General features: G+C 69.8%; 16 protein-coding genes and 1 tRNA gene. 5 read left to right on the top strand and 12 right to left on the bottom strand.

What is annotated here, in order from left to right; translation table 11 throughout:
• Nucleotides 1-90: 90 nt before the first annotated feature.
• Complete coding sequence (gene hppD, locus ACWGIU_RS08005) at nt 91-1,245, bottom strand: 4-hydroxyphenylpyruvate dioxygenase (protein WP_453703508.1); 1,155 nt, start codon at nt 1,243-1,245, stop codon at nt 91-93.
• Nucleotides 1,246-1,386: 141 nt separating this feature from the next.
• Between hppD and ACWGIU_RS08000 the strand changes: the two genes are divergently transcribed.
• The 3 genes from ACWGIU_RS08000 to ACWGIU_RS07990 all read left to right on the top strand — a co-directional run bounded on the left by ACWGIU_RS08000 (nt 1,387) and on the right by ACWGIU_RS07990 (nt 4,069).
• Complete coding sequence (locus ACWGIU_RS08000) at nt 1,387-1,866, top strand: Lrp/AsnC family transcriptional regulator (protein ID WP_030724270.1); 480 nt, start codon at nt 1,387-1,389, stop codon at nt 1,864-1,866.
• 75 nt (nt 1,867-1,941) lie between these two features.
• Complete coding sequence (locus tag ACWGIU_RS07995; protein WP_453703506.1) at nt 1,942-2,547, top strand: ArsR/SmtB family transcription factor; 606 nt, start codon at nt 1,942-1,944, stop codon at nt 2,545-2,547.
• Between the two features lie 226 nt (nt 2,548-2,773).
• Nucleotides 2,774-4,069, top strand: coding sequence for an MFS transporter (locus ACWGIU_RS07990; RefSeq protein WP_453703504.1), 1,296 nt, complete (start codon nt 2,774-2,776; stop codon nt 4,067-4,069).
• On the opposite strand, the gene ACWGIU_RS07985 is transcribed toward ACWGIU_RS07990, so the two are convergent.
• Together ACWGIU_RS07985 and ACWGIU_RS07980 are read right to left on the bottom strand one after the other, a co-directional pair.
• Nucleotides 3,999-4,796, bottom strand: coding sequence for a S16 family serine protease (locus ACWGIU_RS07985; protein WP_453703502.1), 798 nt, complete (start codon nt 4,794-4,796; stop codon nt 3,999-4,001). The genes ACWGIU_RS07990 and ACWGIU_RS07985 overlap by 71 nt on opposite strands.
• A gap of 223 nt (nt 4,797-5,019) precedes the next feature.
• Nucleotides 5,020-5,661, bottom strand: a complete 642-nt coding sequence (locus tag ACWGIU_RS07980; RefSeq protein WP_007264382.1) for an IclR family transcriptional regulator — start codon at nt 5,659-5,661, stop codon at nt 5,020-5,022.
• Between the two features lie 354 nt (nt 5,662-6,015).
• Here ACWGIU_RS07980 and ACWGIU_RS07975 point away from each other — a divergent pair, with 354 nt between their 5' ends.
• The gene (locus tag ACWGIU_RS07975; protein WP_453703500.1) at nt 6,016-7,452 is read left to right on the top strand and encodes a hypothetical protein; all 1,437 of its coding nucleotides are present in this window, start codon (nt 6,016-6,018) and stop codon (nt 7,450-7,452) included.
• 72 nt (nt 7,453-7,524) lie between these two features.
• On the opposite strand, the gene ACWGIU_RS07970 is transcribed toward ACWGIU_RS07975, so the two are convergent.
• The 4 genes from ACWGIU_RS07970 to ACWGIU_RS07955 all read right to left on the bottom strand — a co-directional run bounded on the left by ACWGIU_RS07970 (nt 7,525) and on the right by ACWGIU_RS07955 (nt 11,564).
• A complete protein-coding gene (locus ACWGIU_RS07970; RefSeq protein WP_453703498.1) occupies nt 7,525-9,309 on the bottom strand; it encodes a DEAD/DEAH box helicase in 1,785 nt (594 codons plus the stop codon).
• A 206-nt stretch (nt 9,310-9,515) separates the two neighbouring features.
• Nucleotides 9,516-9,887, bottom strand: coding sequence for a type II toxin-antitoxin system death-on-curing family toxin (locus ACWGIU_RS07965; RefSeq protein ID WP_453703496.1), 372 nt, complete (start codon nt 9,885-9,887; stop codon nt 9,516-9,518).
• Nucleotides 9,884-10,081: a plasmid mobilization protein gene (locus ACWGIU_RS07960; RefSeq protein WP_453703494.1), complete on the bottom strand. Its 198-nt coding sequence runs from the start codon at nt 10,079-10,081 to the stop codon at nt 9,884-9,886. The genes ACWGIU_RS07965 and ACWGIU_RS07960 overlap by 4 nt, the downstream gene beginning before the upstream one ends.
• Before the next feature lie 25 nt (nt 10,082-10,106).
• Nucleotides 10,107-11,564: an MFS transporter gene (locus ACWGIU_RS07955; protein WP_453703492.1), complete on the bottom strand. Its 1,458-nt coding sequence runs from the start codon at nt 11,562-11,564 to the stop codon at nt 10,107-10,109.
• A gap of 180 nt (nt 11,565-11,744) precedes the next feature.
• Between ACWGIU_RS07955 and ACWGIU_RS07950 the strand changes: the two genes are divergently transcribed.
• Nucleotides 11,745-11,816 (top strand) — tRNA-Cys (locus tag ACWGIU_RS07950).
• Between the two features lie 56 nt (nt 11,817-11,872).
• Here ACWGIU_RS07950 and ACWGIU_RS07945 read toward each other — a convergent pair.
• The 5 genes from ACWGIU_RS07945 to ACWGIU_RS07925 all read right to left on the bottom strand — a co-directional run.
• On the bottom strand, nt 11,873-12,421 hold the full coding sequence (locus ACWGIU_RS07945) for a hypothetical protein (RefSeq protein ID WP_453703490.1): 549 nt from the start codon (nt 12,419-12,421) through the stop codon (nt 11,873-11,875).
• On the bottom strand, nt 12,418-14,700 hold the full coding sequence (locus ACWGIU_RS07940; protein WP_453703488.1) for a hypothetical protein: 2,283 nt from the start codon (nt 14,698-14,700) through the stop codon (nt 12,418-12,420). Before ACWGIU_RS07940 ends, ACWGIU_RS07945 begins: the two co-directional genes overlap by 4 nt.
• An 8-nt stretch (nt 14,701-14,708) precedes the next feature.
• Nucleotides 14,709-15,137, bottom strand: a complete 429-nt coding sequence (locus ACWGIU_RS07935; RefSeq protein WP_453703486.1) for a hypothetical protein — start codon at nt 15,135-15,137, stop codon at nt 14,709-14,711.
• A 54-nt stretch (nt 15,138-15,191) separates the two neighbouring features.
• Nucleotides 15,192-16,373: a type VII secretion-associated serine protease mycosin gene (gene mycP, locus ACWGIU_RS07930; protein WP_453703484.1), complete on the bottom strand. Its 1,182-nt coding sequence runs from the start codon at nt 16,371-16,373 to the stop codon at nt 15,192-15,194.
• A 173-nt stretch (nt 16,374-16,546) separates the two neighbouring features.
• A partial coding sequence (locus ACWGIU_RS07925) for a S8 family serine peptidase (protein ID WP_453703482.1) occupies nt 16,547-17,585 on the bottom strand: 1,039 nt, incomplete at its 5' end.

Here is a 17,585-nt window from a genome sequence, read left to right as displayed (position 1 = left end):
CACAAGTACGTCCAGTACGAGCCGCGGCCCTCCGCCTTGCGATGCACCACACCGGACGCCGCAACCCGGCAAACCTTCCCGGCCACAGCACTAGAGGTTGCCGCGCTTGTCCTGCTCGCGCTCGATCGCCTCGAACAGGGCCTTGAAGTTGCCCTTGCCGAAGCCCATCGAGCCGTGGCGCTCGATGATCTCGAAGAAGACCGTCGGGCGGTCCTGCACCGGCTTGGTGAAGATCTGCAGCAGGTAGCCGTCCTCGTCGCGGTCGGCCAGGATCTTCAGCTCGCGCAGCTCGTCGATCGGCACCCGGGTGTCGCCGACCCACTCGCCGAGGGTGTCGTAGTACGAGTCCGGGACGGACAGGAACTGGACGCCCGCCGCACGCATCGAGCGGACGGTCGCGACGATGTCGTTCGAGGCCAGCGCGATGTGCTGGACACCGGGGCCGTTGTAGAACTCCAGGTACTCGTCGATCTGCGACTTCTTCTTCGCGATCGCCGGCTCGTTGATCGGGAACTTGACCTTCTTGGTGCCGTCCGCGACCACCTTGGACATCAGCGCCGAGTACTCGGTCGCGATGTCGTCGCCCACGAACTCCTTCATGTTCGTGAAGCCCATGACCTTGTTGTAGAACGCGACCCACTCGTTCATCCGGCCCAGCTCGACGTTGCCCACGCAGTGGTCGATCGCCTGGAAGGTGCGCTTGGCCGGGGCCGCGACCATCGGCTCGGCGGCCACGTAGCCGGGCAGGTACGGGCCGGTGTAGTCGCCGCGCTCGACCAGCGTGTGGCGGGTCTGGCCGTAGGTCGCGATCGCGGCCAGCACGACCGTGCCGTTCTCGTCCTTGACCTCGTACGGCTCGTCCAGCCCGCGGGCGCCCTGCTCGACGGCGTACGCGTACGCCGCGCGGACGTCCGGGACCTCGATGGCGAGGTCGATCACGCCGTCGCCGTGCTCGGCGACGTGCTCGGCGACGAAGCGGCCGTGGTCGGTCGTCGCCTTGATGACCGAGGTCAGCACGAAGCGTGCGGAGCCGTTGGTCAGGACGTAGCTGGCCGTCTCGCGGGAGCCGGTCTCCGGTCCGGAGTAGGCCACGAGCTTCATGCCGAAGGCGGTCGAGTAGTAGTGCGCGGCCTGCTTGGCATTGCCGACGGCGAAGACGACCGCGTCCATGCCCTTCACGGGGAAGGGGTCTGCCTCACGCGCGGTCTGGGGGGTGGTTTCGAGGTTCGCCAGAGACTCAGTCATGAGCGCAGAGTCCCGCCGATCCACAAGCTGCGCAATAGTTTCCTATTTGGCTGTACAAACTGCCCAGGATCACCCCAGGCTGTGTGAAACATCTGTGCACTATGACTACTCGCGAGCACGCGTGGGCACCCGGAGGCATCCATGGGCATCGACGAACTCGACGGCCGGCTCATCGTCCTGCTCGCCCGCGAGCCGCGGATCGGGGTCCTGGAGGCCTCGCGGCGGCTCGGCGTGGCCCGGGGGACCGTCCAGGCACGCCTGGACCGGCTCCAGTCGAGCGGGGTCATCCGCGGGTTCGGCCCGCAGGTCGACCCGACGGCCCTCGGGTATCCGGTGACCGCGTTCGCGACGCTGGAGATCAAGCAGGGGCAGGGTGCGGACGTACGGGCGCACCTGAACGGGGTGCCGGAGGTGCTGGAGCTGCACACCACCACCGGGCACGGCGACATGCTGTGCCGGCTGGTGGCCCGGTCCAACGCCGACCTCCAGCGGGTGATCGACCGCGTCGTCGGCTTCGAGGGCATCGTGCGGGCCTCGACGGCGATCGTGATGGAGAACCCCGTACCCCTGCGGATCATCCCGCTGGTGGAGCAGGCCGCGGAGGACGACACCCGGGCCTGAGGCCGAGGCGCGACACCCCAGGAGATGTTGCAAAGAAACACTTGCATAGAATCTTTGCAAATCTATCGTCGAGCCATGCCCGACAACCCCCGGCCGGTGGAACCGGTCCCGCCCGTCGAACCCCGGGTCCGCGCGCTCGACGCGCACTCCCTGCGCGGCCTCGCCCACCCCCTGCGCATGCGGATGCTGACCGCCCTCCGCCACGAAGGACCGGCGACCGCGTCCCAGCTCGCCGAGCGCTTCGGCGAGTCCAGCGGTTCCACCAGCTACCACCTGCGCCAGCTCGCCGCCCACGGCTTCGTCGAGGACGCGCCCGGGCACGGCAAGGGCCGCGAGCGCTGGTGGCGGGCCGCCCAGGAGGGCACCAGCCTCGACGAGTCGTCGATGCAAGATGCCGACCCGGCCACGCGCGGCGCGGTGGACGTCTTCCTGCGGGAGATCGCCGCGACCCACGCACAGGAGCTCGGCGCCTGGCTCCGGGACGCGCACCACTGGTCCGCGCAGTGGCGCAGCGGCTCCGACCTCAGCGACTTCACCCTGCGGCTGACCGCCGGGCAGAGCGAGGAACTGCTGCACAGGGTCCACGACTTGATCAACAGCTACCGCGGCCTCCCCGAGGCGGAGGACACGGAGACGGTCCGTCTCCACACGCACGTCTTCCCGCTCGGCACCTGCGACTAGCACTTCCGGGCAGCGCCTCCGGGCAGCCCTCCCGCCCTCCGACCGGCCCTCCGAGCGACCCTCCGAGCGACCCCCCGAGCGGCCGGCCCACCCCCACCTCTCCTCCACCCCAGCAGCGTCGAAGGAGTCCTGCCGTGCGCGCCTTAGTCCGCGTCCTCCCCCATCACGCCCTCCCCCGTCACACCGGCCCCCGTCCCACCCTGCGTCGGCTCGCCCCGAGCGCGATATGAGCCGGCGCCCTCTGGTCGGCGTACTGGCCGCCAACACCATTTCCATCGCCGGGAGTTCGCTCACCCTCATCGGCGTCCCGTGGTTCGTGCTCCAGACCACGGGCAGCGCCGGCCGGGCCGGGGTCGTCGCCTTCTGCGCCACCCTGCCCGTCATCGTGGCCGCCCTGGTCGGCGGACCGGTCATCGACCGGATCGGCCGCCGCCGGGTCTCCGTCGCCTCCGACCTGATCAGCGGCGTGTCGGTCGGCGCGATCCCGCTGCTGCACTACGCGGGCGTGCTGGAGTTCTGGATGCTGTGCGCGCTGATGGCCACCGGCGGCCTCGTGCACACCCCTGGCCTGACCGCACGCGCCGTGCTCCTGCCGAATCTCGCCGAGCACGCCGGCACCACCATCACCCGGGCCGCCGGCCTCTACGACGCGGTCTCGCGCGGCGCCCGGATGGTCGGGGCAGCGGTGGCCGGCCTGCTCATCGCGGCGTTCGGGGCCGAGACCGTACTGCTGCTCGACGCGGCGACCTTCGGGGCGTCGGCGCTGCTGGTCGCCGTCCTCCTGCGCGGGGTGCCGGCCGCCGAACCGCAACGCACCGCCGGGAAGGTGTCCTTCGGTGCCTACCGCGCCGAACTCGCCGAGGGCTGGGCCTTCATGACCCGCACGCGGCTGCTGCTGGGCGTCACGGTGATGGTCATGATGACCAACGGGCTGGACCAGGGCTGGGCCTCGGTGCTGCTGCCGGTGCACGGCCGGGAGGCCCTCGGCGGCGCCACCGCGATCGGCTTGATGATCTCCCTCTTCGGCGGCTTCGCGCTCCTCGGCGCCCTGCTCTACGGGATGTGGGGCGAGCGCTTCCCGCGCCGCGCGGTGTTCACGGCGGCCTTCCTGCTGTCCGGGGCGACCCGGTACGTGGTGGCCGCCCTCACCGGCACGACCCTGCCGCTCGCGGTGACGATGGCCCTGGCCGGCCTGGGCGCGGGCATGCTCAACCCGATCCTGACGACCGTCATGTACGAGCAGGTGCCGGAGGCGCTGCGCAGTCGCGTCTCGGGCGTGGCCACGGCGGGCTGCGAACTGACCATGCCGCTGGGCGGGCTCGGGGCGGGCCTGCTGGTCGACGGGTTCGGGGTCACGACGGCGCTGCTGCTGTTCGGCGGCACGTACCTGCTGACGACGCTCGCCCCGATGGTCTTCCCGGCCTGGCGAGGACTGGACGGTGGGCCGGCCGTCAGCAGGACGGAGCCGGCTCTCCCCGGTTCAGCGCGCGAAGGGAGTTCACCGCATCCGTCAGCGAGGTGACGGGGACCAGCCGCAGCCCCTCGGGGAGTTCCGCCAGGGCGTCCGCGCACTCGGCCTTCGGTACGAGGAACACGCTCGCCCCGTCGCGCCGCGCGGCCTGGGTCTTCAGGGCCACCCCGCCGACCGCGCCGACCTCGCCGCCGGCGGTGATGGTGCCCGTACCGGCGACGCTGCGGCCGCCGGTGAGATCGCCGCCGCTGCCGTCACCGTCGAGCTTGTCGACGATGCCGAGGGAGAAGAGGAGCCCGGCGCTCGGGCCGCCGACGTCGGCGAGGTTGAGCTCGACCTTCACGTCCTTGGGATCCTTGTGAAGAAAGCCGAGGGCCGCGTCGGTGGCGGCCGACTGCGACTTGGCCATTTCTCCCAGGTTGTGCTTCTCGATCTCCTCGTCGCTTCCGCCCGTGGAGTAGACGGCCTCCCTGGGCATGACCGCCTGATCGGTCTTGAACCAGTGGCCGATGAGCTCGTGCAGCTTCATCGTCGAGGACGGGCCGGTGGCCTGGATCGTGGTCATCCGCAGCTCGCCCTTGGTGTCGCGGACGGGGGCACCGGTCACGGTGATGACCGGCTTGCCCTGGTCGGAGCCCAGAACGTCGGCGGTGAGCCCGGGGATGGCGACCACGAAGGGCAGCGGCGCGAAGGCCGCGGCGGCGAACAGCCCGAGCACGGGCACGGCGCAGACGGCCAGGGCGGCGGGACGCGGCAGACGTGTGAGGCGTGAGAGCACCCGCCCAATCTATCCGGCCCCTCCCACCCCACCGGCCACCCCAGCCCCGCAGGCGTTCGAGGCGATCATTCAGCCCCGTCGGCACTTGAGGCGCCCTTACACAGCCTCGCCGGCGTTCGAGGCGCCCTTACAGCCCCGCCGGCGCTTGAGGCGCGGGGGTCCGAGGGCAGCGCCCCCGGCAACGGCGCCGCACCCGGCATTCGGAACCGCCCGAGCCCGCGGCCTAGCGAAGGGCGTCGGCCACTTCGCGCGCCGCGTCGACCACCCGCGGTCCGACCCGCTCCGGCACCGCGTCCGCCAGCATGACGACGCCGACGCTGCCTTCCAGCCCGGTGATGCCCACGAGCGGCGCGGCGGCGCCACTGGCACCCGCTTCCAGCTCCCCGTGGGTCAGCGTGTACCCGGGCTCGATCAAGGAGCCCTGACGGGCTGCCAGGATGGCCCGCCCGGCGGCCCCGCGGTCCAGCGGATGGCGGAAGCCGGCCCGGTAGGCCACGTGGTAGTCCGTCCAGGTCGGCTCCACGACGGCGACGGCGAGCGCTTCGGTGCCGTCGACGAGGGTCAGGTGCGCGGTGGCACCTATGTCCTCGGCGAGGGACCGCAGGGCGGGCAGGGCGGCCTCGCGCACGAGCGGGTGGACCTGTCGGCCCAGCCGCAGCACTCCGAGCCCGACCCGGGCCCGGCCGCCGAGGTCACGGCGGACCAGGGCGTGCTGTTCGAGGGTCGCGAGGAGCCGGTAGACCACGGTGCGGTTCACACCGAGGCGGTTGGAGAGCTCGGTGACGGTCAGACCGTGGTCGGTGTCGGCGAGCAGTTTGAGGACTCTGAGCCCTCTGTCGAGAGTCTGGGAGGTTTCCGCGGTCACGACGCCTCGCCCTCTTTCGGTGAGCGGCGGTGACTCTCGGCGTGGCACGTCGCCGGTCCCGCGGCGACGCACGGAGAGGCCGCCGGTAGCGGCCATTGCACCGGCTGCGCTCCCGCGGCGGCGCTGCCACGGTGCGTTTGATGCGGGGACAGTAGCGAGCAGGTCCGCTCAGCGGAAGGGCTCGTCCAGAATCCGGGCGCGTGCTACCCCTTTGTGCCGTTTCCTGATCGAGCTCGGTGTCAATTCGTGACCTCGATTGCCACAGGACGTCTTTACCAAACCATTACTCTGAGCATGTTCAAAACTATTGTGATCGGCTCCAGGGGGGATGCGCCCACGCGTACCCGGAGCCTCATGAGGGGGAAGCAGTACATGAAGCTCAAGCGCATTGCCATCGTGGCCGCCGCCGCGGTGGTGGGCCCGACGGTCCTGATGGCCACTCCCGCGATGGCCGACGAGGTCGCCAACCCGGCGGTCACGACCCCGGACGCGGCCCCGAAGGACGACACGGCACCGGCGACCGGGGAGACCACCGGGACGCCGGCGCCCGAGGCCCTGAAGCCCGGGTCCGCCCAGCAGCCGCAGGCCCCGGAGGCCCAGCAGCCGCAGCAGCAGCCGCAGCAGCAGCCGCAGCAGCCGGCCGAGGGTGCCAAGGCCGAGAAGAAGGACGAGAAGAAGGACGAGGAGCGGGTCGCCGCAGCAGGTCCGAAGCTGACCCTGGACGGGCTTCCCGCCGCGTTCACGGCGGGCGGCGGCTGGAGTCAGTTCTCCCTGCACGTCGACAACTCGGGCCGCCCGGCGGTCGACGACCACTCGCTCGAACTGGTCCTGTGGACGCTCGACACCTTCGGCTGGGAGTCGGGCGACATCCAGGCCGAGATCTACGCACCCGACTCCAAGGGCACCTGGGGCTGGCACGCGGTCGAGGCGGACGGGTCCGAGGAGGTCTACTCCTTCAGCCTCGCCGAAGTCGATGTCGAAAAGAACGAGGTCTTCGACCTCAAGCTTCGGATGAAGTTCGGCAAGGACACCCCGCCCTCCCGATTCTCCCTGTCCACGACGGCCGAAGGCGGCACCGGGGACCGCGTCCGGTACGAGTCCAGGGTCACCGGTCCCGGGCAGGAGGAGAACAACGGCCCGAAGGTCTCGGTGTGGGGCCTGTCGGCGGGCGGCTTCACGGCCGGCGGCGCTTGGCAGCCGTTCTTCCTGAACGTCGACAACTCCGGCAAGAAGAAGATCGAGGAGTACGGCTTCACGCTCATCTTCGACAACGCCGTCAACAGCCTCCAGGGCAAGCACCTCGACCTGGAGATCTGGAACGGTGGGCGCTGGGTTCCCGCCGTGAAGGATCCGTCCGGTCAGCTCGCCGGCACGATCTTCGACCGCGCCGTCGGCGAGGACGCGAAGTTCGACATCCAGCTGCGGGCCAAGTTCAGCAAGGACGCCCCGGTCGGCAAGATCTTCGCCGTCGTGCTCGCGGACGACCACGGCGTGGACCACATCACCTCCGACGTGGCCTTCGCATACAGCTCGATCAACCCGGCGAGCACCGGCAACCAGCCCACCCCCGACGGTGGCGCCAAGCCGATCGCCGACGGGAACGGGAACGGCGCCGAGAACGGAAGCGGCACCGGCAGCGGCACCAGCACAACGTCCACCACCGGTGGGCAGCTGGCAGAGACCGGCACCGACCCCGCCACCAGCTGGGCCCTCGGTGGCGCCGGCGTGGCGCTCGCCATGGGCGCGGCCCTGGTCGCCGGCACCGGCCGTCGCCGCCGCCCCACCGCGTAACGCCTACCGCATAACGGCGGACGGGGTCCGTGCGAACTTCCACACGGACCCCGTCCCCCACCACCTACGGACTCACCGCATGCGGGTGGCCCACTCCTGCACCTTCTTGATCCGCTCGCGCAGCTGCCCCGCGGTCGCCTCCGCGCTCGGCGGACCGCCGCACACCCGGCGCAGCTCCGTGTGGATCACCCCGTGCGGCTTCCCGGTCTGGTGGACGTAGGCGCCCACCATCGTGTTCAGCGACTTGCGCAGCTCCAGCAGCTCCTTGTGCGAGACCACGGGCCGGCGGTCGGCCGGCAGCTCCAGCAGGTCCGCCTCCGCGTCCGGCTTGCGCCGGCTGTGCGCGATCTGCCGCGACTGCCGCTTCTGCAGCAGCATCTGCACCTGGTCCGGCTCCAGCAGCCCCGGGATGCCGAGGTAGTCCTGCTCCTCCTCGCTGCCCGGGTGCGCCTGCATACCGAATTCGGCGCCGTCGTAGAGGACCCGGTCGAAGACCGCGTCGGACTCCAGCGCCTCGAAGGACATCTGCTCGTCCTCGCCGGTGTCCTCGTCCTCCTGCTTGTTCGCCTCGTCCATCTCCTTCTCGGACTCGGCGTACGGATCCTCCTCGCCCTGCTTCTTCGGCTTGTCGAGGACGTGGTCGCGCTCGACCTCCATCTCGTTGGCGAAGCCGAGGAGATAAGGAATGGTCGGAAGGAACACGGACGCGGTCTCGCCGCGCCTGCGCGAACGCACGAAACGTCCGACGGCCTGCGCGAAGAACAGCGGCGTCGAGATGGTGGTGGCGTACACGCCCACCGCGAGGCGCGGTACGTCGACGCCCTCGGACACCATCCGGACCGCGACCATCCAGCGGCTGCCGTCCGCGCTGAACTCGTCGATCCGCTTGGAGGCGCCGGTGTCGTCGGAGAGCACGACGGTCGCCTTCGTGCCGGTGATCTCCCGGAGCAGCTTGGCGTAGGCGCGCGCCGAGTCCTGGTCGGAGGCGATGACGAGGCCGCCGGCGTCCGGGATGCCCTTCCTGACCTCCGTCAGCCGCTGGTCGGCGGCGCGCAGCACGTTCGGCATCCAGTCGCCGCGCGGGTCCAGCGCGGTGCGCCAGGCCTGGGAGATGGCGTCCTTGGTCATCGGCTCGCCGAGCCGGGCGGCGATCTCGTCGCCGGCCTTGGTCCGCCAGCGCATGTTGCCGCTGTAGGAGAGGAAGATGACCGGCCGGACGACGCCGTCGCCGAGCGCGTTGCCGTAGCCGTAGGTGTAGTCGGCGGAGGACCGCCGGATCCCGTCGTTCCCCTCCTCGTACGTGACGAAGGGGATCGGGTTCGTGTCGGACCGGAAGGGCGTTCCGGTCAGGGCCAGGCGGCGGGTCGCCGGGTCGAAGGCCTCCAGGCAGGCCTCGCCCCAGGACTTCGAGTCACCGGCGTGGTGGATCTCGTCGAGGATGACGAGGGTCTTGCGCTGCTCGCAGCGGTTGCGGTGCAGCATCGGACGCACGCCGACACCGGCGTAGGTGACGGCGACCCCGTGGTAGTCCTTGCTGAGCGGTCCGGCGGAGTACTCGGGGTCGAGCCGGATGCCTATCCGAGCGGCCGCTTCCGCCCATTGCTTCTTCAGGTGCTCGGTCGGCGCGACGACGGTCACCTGCTGGACGATGTGGTGGTGCAGCAGCCACGAGGCGAGGGTGAGCGCGAAGGTGGTCTTGCCGGCGCCGGGCGTGGCGACCGCGAGGAAGTCCCGCGGCTGGTTCTGGATATAGCGGTCGAGCGCCCCCTGCTGCCAGGCACGCAGCTTGTTGGCGGTACCCCAGGGGGCACGGCCGGGGAAGGCGGGTGAGAGATGGTGGGAGGCGGTAGTAGTCACGGTCTCCGGTTCGTGCTCTCGGCGTATCTGGTACGGGTGGCAGGCAGTCGTACGTAGGACAACCGGGCCACCCTACCGGCCCGGGTCCGCCTCTCGCGGAGGGACAGGCCCGTGACCTCGACGGGTGCGGCGAGCGTCACAGTCGGCGGGTCGGCGGGTCCGCGGGTCAGCGGGTCGGCGGGTCAGCCGGTCAGCCAGTCAGCCGGTCAGCGGGCGAACCTCGGGAGCTGCGCTGCGATCTTGGGTACGTCCAGCGAGCCCTGGCAGACGTCCAGCACGAAGCGCTCGGCCTCGTCGACGTCGAATCCGGCGTCCAGAGGGTGGCCGTTCATGTGCAGGAAGACCCAGGTCGCGTACCAGGCGATCCGCTTGTTGCCGTCCACCAGCCCGTGGTTACGGGCGAGTGATTCCATCAGGGCTGCAGCCTTTTCCCAGATGTCCGGGTAGGCGTCCTGACCGAACACGCTCGACCGGGGACGCGCGAGCACCGAGTCGAGCAACCCGTAGTCACGCACCTCGCTGGTCCCGAGCCGCTCCGCGAGGTTCAGCACCTCGGGCAGGGTCAGGTAGTGGGTCACGCAAGCCGCCGGTTCAGCTCACCGCTGACCTTCAGGACATGCTCGGCCGCCTCGTCGAACAGCCGGGAGTGCTCGTTCACGGCCCTGAGCACCGCCTCGTGCGCGAACGACTGCATGCTGCGGCCCTCCGCCTCGGCGCGCTCGCGCAGGGCGTCCAGCTCTTCTTCGGTGAACCTGACGTTGAGACCGGCCATGAGATGACGGTACCGCGCGGTACAGTCACGCGAGTTCGGGAGTCGGCTCCAGCCGGGTCGCCACCCAGGCGCCGACCAGCGCCACGCAGGCCATCGGGAGGAACACCACGGCGAAGGCGGCCGGGTGCGAGGCGGTCGCCCCGTCCGAGAGGGCGTGGGAGGCACCGACGGCGCCACCCCCCAGGGCGGCGAAGGCGGCGCCCCCGCCGGCCAGCAGCACCACGTTCGCCAGCGCGTCCGAGATCTGCAGCGAAGCGGAATTGGCCCCGGCCTCCTCCGGCGCCGACAGCTGGAGCAGCAGCACGCTGGTGGAGCCGATCACCAGGCCCATGCCCAGGCAGCCGACCGCCCAGGCCAAAGCCAGCGTCCACACCGGCACGGATTCGATCAGCACGGCGGGCGCCGCGGCGATGGCCAGCGCCACCAGCACCATCCCGCCCACCATCAGCCGTTCCCGGTACGGCGCCATCCGGCCCTTGGACTGCACCCAGGAGCCGCCCGCCCAGGTGAGCCCGCCGAGCGCGAGCGAGAAGCCGGCCATCGTCGGGCTCAGCCCCCGCTGGGTGACGAGCATCAGCGGGACGAAGCTCTCGGCCGCGATGAACGACCCGGCGGCCACCCCTCGCAGCAGCACCACGGACGGCAGCCCGCGCCGCGCCCGGTAGGTCCCGCGCGGCAGCAGCCCGAGGACGGCGGGCACCAGCAGGGCGGCGCCCGCGATGCCCGGCGCGAGCGAGAGCCACCGCAGGTCCTGGGCGGCGTACTGGAGCAGCCCCGCCCCCACCGAGATGCCGAAGGCCAGCCGGATCCGGCGCCGGTCGAAGGCCACGGGCGGGGCGCCGGGGTCGACGGGCCCGGACGCGGTCCGCCGTATCGCGGGCAGCGCCACCACCAGGGGGACGGCCACGAGCGCCGGTATCCCGAGGAAGACCCACCGCCACCCGAGGTGCTCGGTGACGGTTCCGGAGGCCAGCGGCCCGACGATCGAGGGGACCACCCAGCTCGCGGCGAAGGCCGCCATGATCGCGGGGCGCAGCCGCTCCTCGTAGGCCCGGCTGACGACGACGTACAGAGCGACGATGACCAGCCCGCCGCCGAAGCCCTGCACGGCCCGGCCGAGTACGAACACCCACATGACCCCGGCTGTCCCCGAGATCACGAGCCCGGAGGCGAAGGCGGCGATCCCGACGGTCAGCGGCCGCAGCGGCCCCTGCCGGTCGGCCCACTGGCCGGCCAGCACCATGCCGAAGAGGCTGGTGGTGAAGTAGGCGGAGAAGGCGAAGGCGTAGAGCCCGATCCCGTCCAGCTCGCGGGCGGCGACGGGCATGGCCGTGCCGACGGCGGTGGCCTCGAAGGCGATGAGGAAGACGACGGAGATGATTCCGATGCTGAGCGTCCGGTACACGGGCCCCAGAATCCCGCCCAGGGGCGGGGGCGGGATCGGTGCGGTTCTCTGGGGCACGCGGGGTTCGAGGGCGCTCATCGCCTCAGAGTAAGGTGCGTAGCCCCGGAGTGACCCTGTCAATTCGACGGATCCCGCTCTCGTCCGGCAGACCTAGGTCTGCCGGACTGTGAACGCGGCATGGCAGTCGCGTTGCACGGGCCGCGCATCCCTTCCCCGGCCCCGCGGGCCCCCGTAGCGTCGTTCACGTCACCACCACACAGCCGTGTGCCCGAGTGGTTGAGGGACTCGCCTGCAAAGCGAGTTACGCCGGTTCGATTCCGGTCACGGCTTCGCGGCGGGCCGTCCAGGGGCAGGCGCACCCCTGGACGGCCTTCGCCTTTTCCGGCTCAGGCGCCGCACCCGGTCTGCTGCTTGGCGAAGTCCAGGTACTTCTTCATGAGACCCGCGAACAAGGGGCGGCGTTCCTCCCGCTTGATCTGCTGCGTCGAGCCGTCGAGCCACAGCTTGAGCTCGAAGGCCTCGGTGGGACCGTTGCACGTGAGGAAGATCGCGACCCCGCTGTCCCACAGCTTGCTGTTCTCCGCGAAGGGAAGCGGCTCCGGCTTCTGCTCATCGACCGCAGGAGCCCAGAAGAAATGCTGTCCCTGGGGCAAACGCTCCACCGACGCGAAGAACCGGGTCTTCCCGTCCACATAGATGTTGCAGATCGCGCTCTTGCGGCCGGCGGTCAGACGCGCATCGGCGGGCGCGGCCACCCGCACCTCGTCGCCCGTCCCCACGAAAGGTGCGAGTTCCGTCGGGGTGAAGGCCCCGAAGCACGTGGACGCGGGAAGCTCAGGCGCAGCCGACACCTTGCCGTCGGAGCAGCCGGCGAGCAGGGCCGCTCCCACCGCGACCGCGACCACCACACGGTGGGTACGAGGACCGGACATCATGATCCGCCGTTCATGGTGGACACCAGGTCCCGGCCGACCGAGTAGGCGTTCGCCGTCTCCGTGGACGCGACACCCGCGTAGGAGTCGATGGTTCGCTCGGACAATCCAGATCCGCGGGCTGCGATGCGGACCGATGCCGCGGCCGAGTCGGACGCGCCGGTCTGTGCCCGCACGTACTCCTCGCCCGCCTTCTGGTTGCTGTCCTCGACCTTCTTCGCAGCGTCCTTCTCGGCTCCCTCGACCACGCTCTCCGTGATGTCCTCCTGAAGCCATTCGACGACGTCGCCGGCCAACGGCACCAGTTCGAGGTACTTGCCACCCGCCGCGGTGATACCGCGGTTGACCCACTTGGCGTTGTCCTCGACGCCCTTGACGTACTCCTCCTGCTTGTGGGCGTTCTCGCCGAACGTGCCCTCCGCCCGGGCCTCGGACAGCATGCCGGCGATCTGTCCGCCGGGGTGCACCGCGACCTTGACGGCCGCATCGACGTCGTCGTACTCGCCCCGATGGGTGAAGACGTCATTGACCAGTGCCGTGGTGAAGGTCCGCTGGGCCGTGGTCATCGCCCCGTAGGCCTCCGGATCCTGACCCACCGCCCCGATGAACCGAGCCATGCCGGCCTTGTCGAACTCGGCCATCTCGCCGTTGGCCTTGATCGTCCCGCTGCCGTTCTCCGCGGCGGCCTGGAGGTCCGGCATGTACTCGGCCGCCATCTGGCCGAAGTGCCCGGACAGCCCGTTCAGCGGCCCGTCCGGTTCCTTCGGGTCCGCGTCGACCAGCTCCGGCTTGTCGCCGATCTTCTCGACCACCCGCTCCATCACCGCCGCCATCTCCTTCGTGTGCGGGACGGGCGGGGAGTCCTCGTCACCCGGGGCGCGGTGCGAAACCGCCGCCATCAGGGCATCGCCGACCGCCTGCTGGGCCGGATGGAGGTCGCCGGTCCGGCTGATGTCGAAGCTGTCCATGTACGGCTTCTTGTCGAGCATGTAGTCGACCATGCCCTGGTCCTTGCCGTGCTGACCCGAGACGGGCTTGTCGTCCTTCGTGACGATGCCGTCCTTGTTGCTGTCCTCTCGGACCGGCTCGTTGAAGAAGGCCGTCGCGGCGTCCGGGTTGTTGCCCAGCGCCTCCATCAGGCCAGTCAGCGGGTAGAAGCCTCGGCCGTCCTGGCCCTGGCTGAGGACCGACTCCAGCCCGTACGGGGTGTGGAACTCCCAGGCCCGCGGGTCCTTGCGGTCCATGGCGACCATGTCGCGGCCGACCGAGGTGAGGAATTCCGTGTCGTACTTCCCCTCACGCAGCAGCGCGCCCAGGGCCTGGTAGCCGTAGATCTGCTGCACGCCGCCGTAGACGGCCATCTCCTTGCGGCCCGCCTTCATCAGCTGGGTCGTCCAGGCCGCGTCGAGGTGGTTCGGGACGTCCTTGTGCGTCGCGAGCCCGAGCATCGCGCCCATGTCGCTCTGGATGTTCGCGACCATCAGCGCGCGGTCCTTGCCGGGCGCCCCCAGGCCGGTCGCGTCGAGGGACATCTTGGAGTACATCTCCAGCGTGCCCTCGGCGCCGATCGTCCGATAGAAGCCCGTGGAGAACTCCGGGTCCGTGCGGTTGTCGTCGAGCAGTTCCTCCAGCTCGCGCAGCGCCTCGACGTTGCGGGCCGTGCCGCCCTCGCCGGTGACCTTCTTCATCAGATCGGCCGCGCGCGCCACCTGTTCGGCGTCGAGGGTGGTGAACTTCGGTCCGCTGAAGTCGTGTGCGTCGGCGACGTTCGCCTGGAGGACCCGGACGAGGGAGTCGTCGGCGTCCTGGGCGTCCTCGACCGCCCGGTTGATCCGGGCCTGCCACGCGTTGCGGGCCGTGTTCAGGGTGGCCTGGTAGTCGGGATCGTGACGGGCCGCGTTGCGCTCCCCCTCGGTGGGCAGCGGGATGGCGGTGACCCGCCCGTCGGCATCGACCCGGAAGCCGGCCGCCGGGGCCTCCGCGGCGAGCTTCTTCAGCTCGTCCTGGGCGGCCTTGAACGTCGCGTGCGCGTCGGCGAGGACCTGGTACATGCCCTTGGCGGCCTTGGCCGCGTCCTCGAATTCCTTGGCCGTCTTGTCGACGAACCCGCGCGCCACTCCTGCGGTGACCCCGCTCCACTCGGCCTTGTCGGACTTCGCCTTCATGCCGTTGCGGGCGGCCTCGGCCATCTCGTCGAGCTTGCCGGCCATCGCCGTCCAGTCGGTGACGGCCGTCTGGAGCTTGCCCAGGGGCGCGTGCATCACGTTCTCGTACGTCAGCATGAAGGCGCCTACTTGAGGTATTCGTCGATCGCGGAAGCGGTGAAGTCCGCCTGCAGCTGCTGCTCGTCCTTGGCGTGGGAGGCGAGCGAGTAGTTCAGTCCGTTGGAGATGTTGGCGCAGGCGGCCACGAGGGTCTTCACCTGGCTCTCCCAGGCGGTGTGCGCCTTGAGCAGCGCCGCTCCGCTCGCGAAGCCCTCCTTCGTGAGGGCCCCGGCCGCCTCGGAGGTGGCGGTGGCGGCGTGCTTGCCGTCGGTCTGCAGGCGCGTGTGCAGCTTGTACGCCTCGGAGCCGATCGCGCCGATGTGGTCCTGATTCAGTTCGAGGTCACCGCCGCCACCGACGCCACCGCCGGGATCGGCGGGCACCTGGTTGAGGCGCATGGTCACACTGGCGGTGGCCGTGGCGCGAGCCGCCGACCATTCCTCGTCGAACGACATCGCGTGAACTCCCGAAGGCAGGGTGCGGGTCTGCAGGTCAGATCGGCCCCGGGGTCAGCGGTTACGTCGTACGACGACCACGGCCACGGCTCCACCGATCAGCACGCAGGCTCCCAGACCGAGCCCGATCCAGGGAAGCGCACTGCCACTCTTCTTCTCCTCGGCCTGCGCGGCCGGCTTGGACGCGGCGGCGTCGGGAGCCTTGCCGTCGGCGGACGCGGAGGGCTTCTTGGCCGCATCCGCCGCCGCGAGATCGGGCAGCGGATATACGTCGGCCGGGCCGGGATCGCCAGGGGTCTGCAGCGCGACGCGGGGGCGGACGATGCCGTAGCCGATGTAGTCGTTGCGCTCGACGCCGTCGGTGGGCTTGCCCGCGGTGTTCAGGAGCACGCGCAGGACCTGGTTATTAGTCCAGTCGGGGTGTGCGGACCAGAGGAGCGCGGCAGACGCGGACGCTAGGGCGGAGGCATCACTGGTGCCGTGGGTTTTGCACAGCCCCGACTTAACGATGCAAGCCGCAACGATGCCCACGCCAGGCGCTGCCATGTCCACCTGGGGACCGTGCTGCGACTCGTTGGTCGGCTTACCACTCTCGTCTACTGCCCCGACACCCACCACTCCGGGGGTAGCGGCGGGGTAGAGAACGTCGTTGGTCGAGTTCCCGAAATTACCAACGGCGGCGAAGACGAGCTTCCCTTTGGAGAGGGCGTACTTCACCGCTTCTGCCCGATCCCGGTCATCCTCCGGCTTCCCACCAATAGCCATGGAGATGTTGATGATCTTGGCGTCCGAGTCCGCCGCGTAACGAATGGCCGCGACCTTGGATGGGGCCTTCGCGTCCTCACCCATCTCAGGCACACGGATCGGAAGAATTTTCACTCCAGGAGCGAGGCCGTAGGCCCCATCACCGCTCGGGTGTTTTCCGGTACCGGCGATCATCGCGGACATGCCGGTCCCATGACCGGCATAGTCGTTGTCCTTGTCGGCGGGGGCATCGCCAGCGGGGAAGACCGCACCGGGGAGGACCTGCCCTTCGAGCTCCGGAATGCGGTTAACACCGGTATCAATCACCGCGACGGTGACCCCCTTACCAGTGCTGATCCTCCAGATCTCGGCGGCCTTCATGGCGTCGAGATGCCATTGCTGCGATCGAATGGTCTCCGCGTGGGCTGGGGTCGCGGCGACCCCAGCCAGCAGCAGACCCACCAGGGCCGAGGTCGCCTTGCGCATGCGCATCCCGTGCAACGTCCGTTCTGCTTGTACTCCTCGATGTGGACCTGATTGAGGTCGTGGTCACCGCCACCGCCGCGGTGGCCGTGGCGCGAGTCGCCGATCACTCCTCGTCGAACGACATGGCGTGAACTCCGGGCCAGATTCAGGTGCTGCCCGTTCAGCTATGCGAAGGCAGGTCAGCGGTTACGTCGTACGACGACCACGGCCACGGCTCCACCGATCAGCACGCAGGCTCCCAGACCAAGGGCGATCCAAGGAAGCGCACTGCCACTCTTCTTCTCCTCGGCCTCCGCGGCGGGCTTGGACGCGGCGGCGTCGGGGGCCTTGCCGTCGGGGGCCGCGGAGGGCTTCTTGGCCGCATCCGCCGCCGCGAGATCGGGCAGCGGATATACGTCGGCCGGGCCGGGGTCGCCGGGATTCTTCAGCGCGACACTGGGCCGGACCACGCCGTAGCCGACGTAGTCGTTGCGCTGGGAGCCGTCGAAGGGCTTGCCGGCGGTGTTCAACAAGACCCGCAAGACCTGGTTGTTGGTCCAGTCGGGGTGTGCGGACCAGAGGAGTGCGGCAGAGGCGGAGGCGAGGCCGGACGAGTTACTGGTGCCGTTGGTCTTGCACAGCCCCGACTTGCCAGGGCAAGCCAAGACGATGTCCTTGCCGGGTGCGGCCAGGTCCACCTGGGGACCGTGCTGCGACTCCTTGGTCGGCTCGCCGGTGCGATCCACTGCTCCGACGCCCACCACTCCTGGGGTCCCTGCGGGGTAGGCGACCTCGTTGGTCGAATTTCCATAGTTGCCAACAGCAGCGAAAATCAGCTTGCCTTTGGACAAGGCGTACTTCACCGCTTCGGCCCTCGCCAGATCATCCTCGGGCTTGCCGTCGATCCCCAGGGACATATTAATGATCTTGGCATCGGAGTCTGCCGCGTACCGGATTGCTGCAACCCACGTCGGTGTTGCCTTTTCGTTGTTGTCAACGAGGAGGGGAAGAATCTTGACGCCGGGGGCAAGTCCGTAGGCACCGTCGCCACTCGGATGCTTTCCCGTACCGGCGATCAAGGCGGACATGCCTGTGCCGTGACTGCCCTGGTCCGTCGGCCCGTCGCGACCGTCCGGCGTGAATCGCTTGCCAGGGACGAGCTGGCCTTCCAGCTCGGGGATTTGCCTGACCCCATCGTCGATTACCGCGACGGTGACCCCCTTACCAGTGCTGATCCTC

Source organism: Streptomyces sp. NPDC054840 (genome assembly GCF_053611065.1).
The sequence above is the reverse complement of the archived record's forward strand: the minus strand, read 5'-3'. Positions and strand labels throughout refer to the sequence as shown.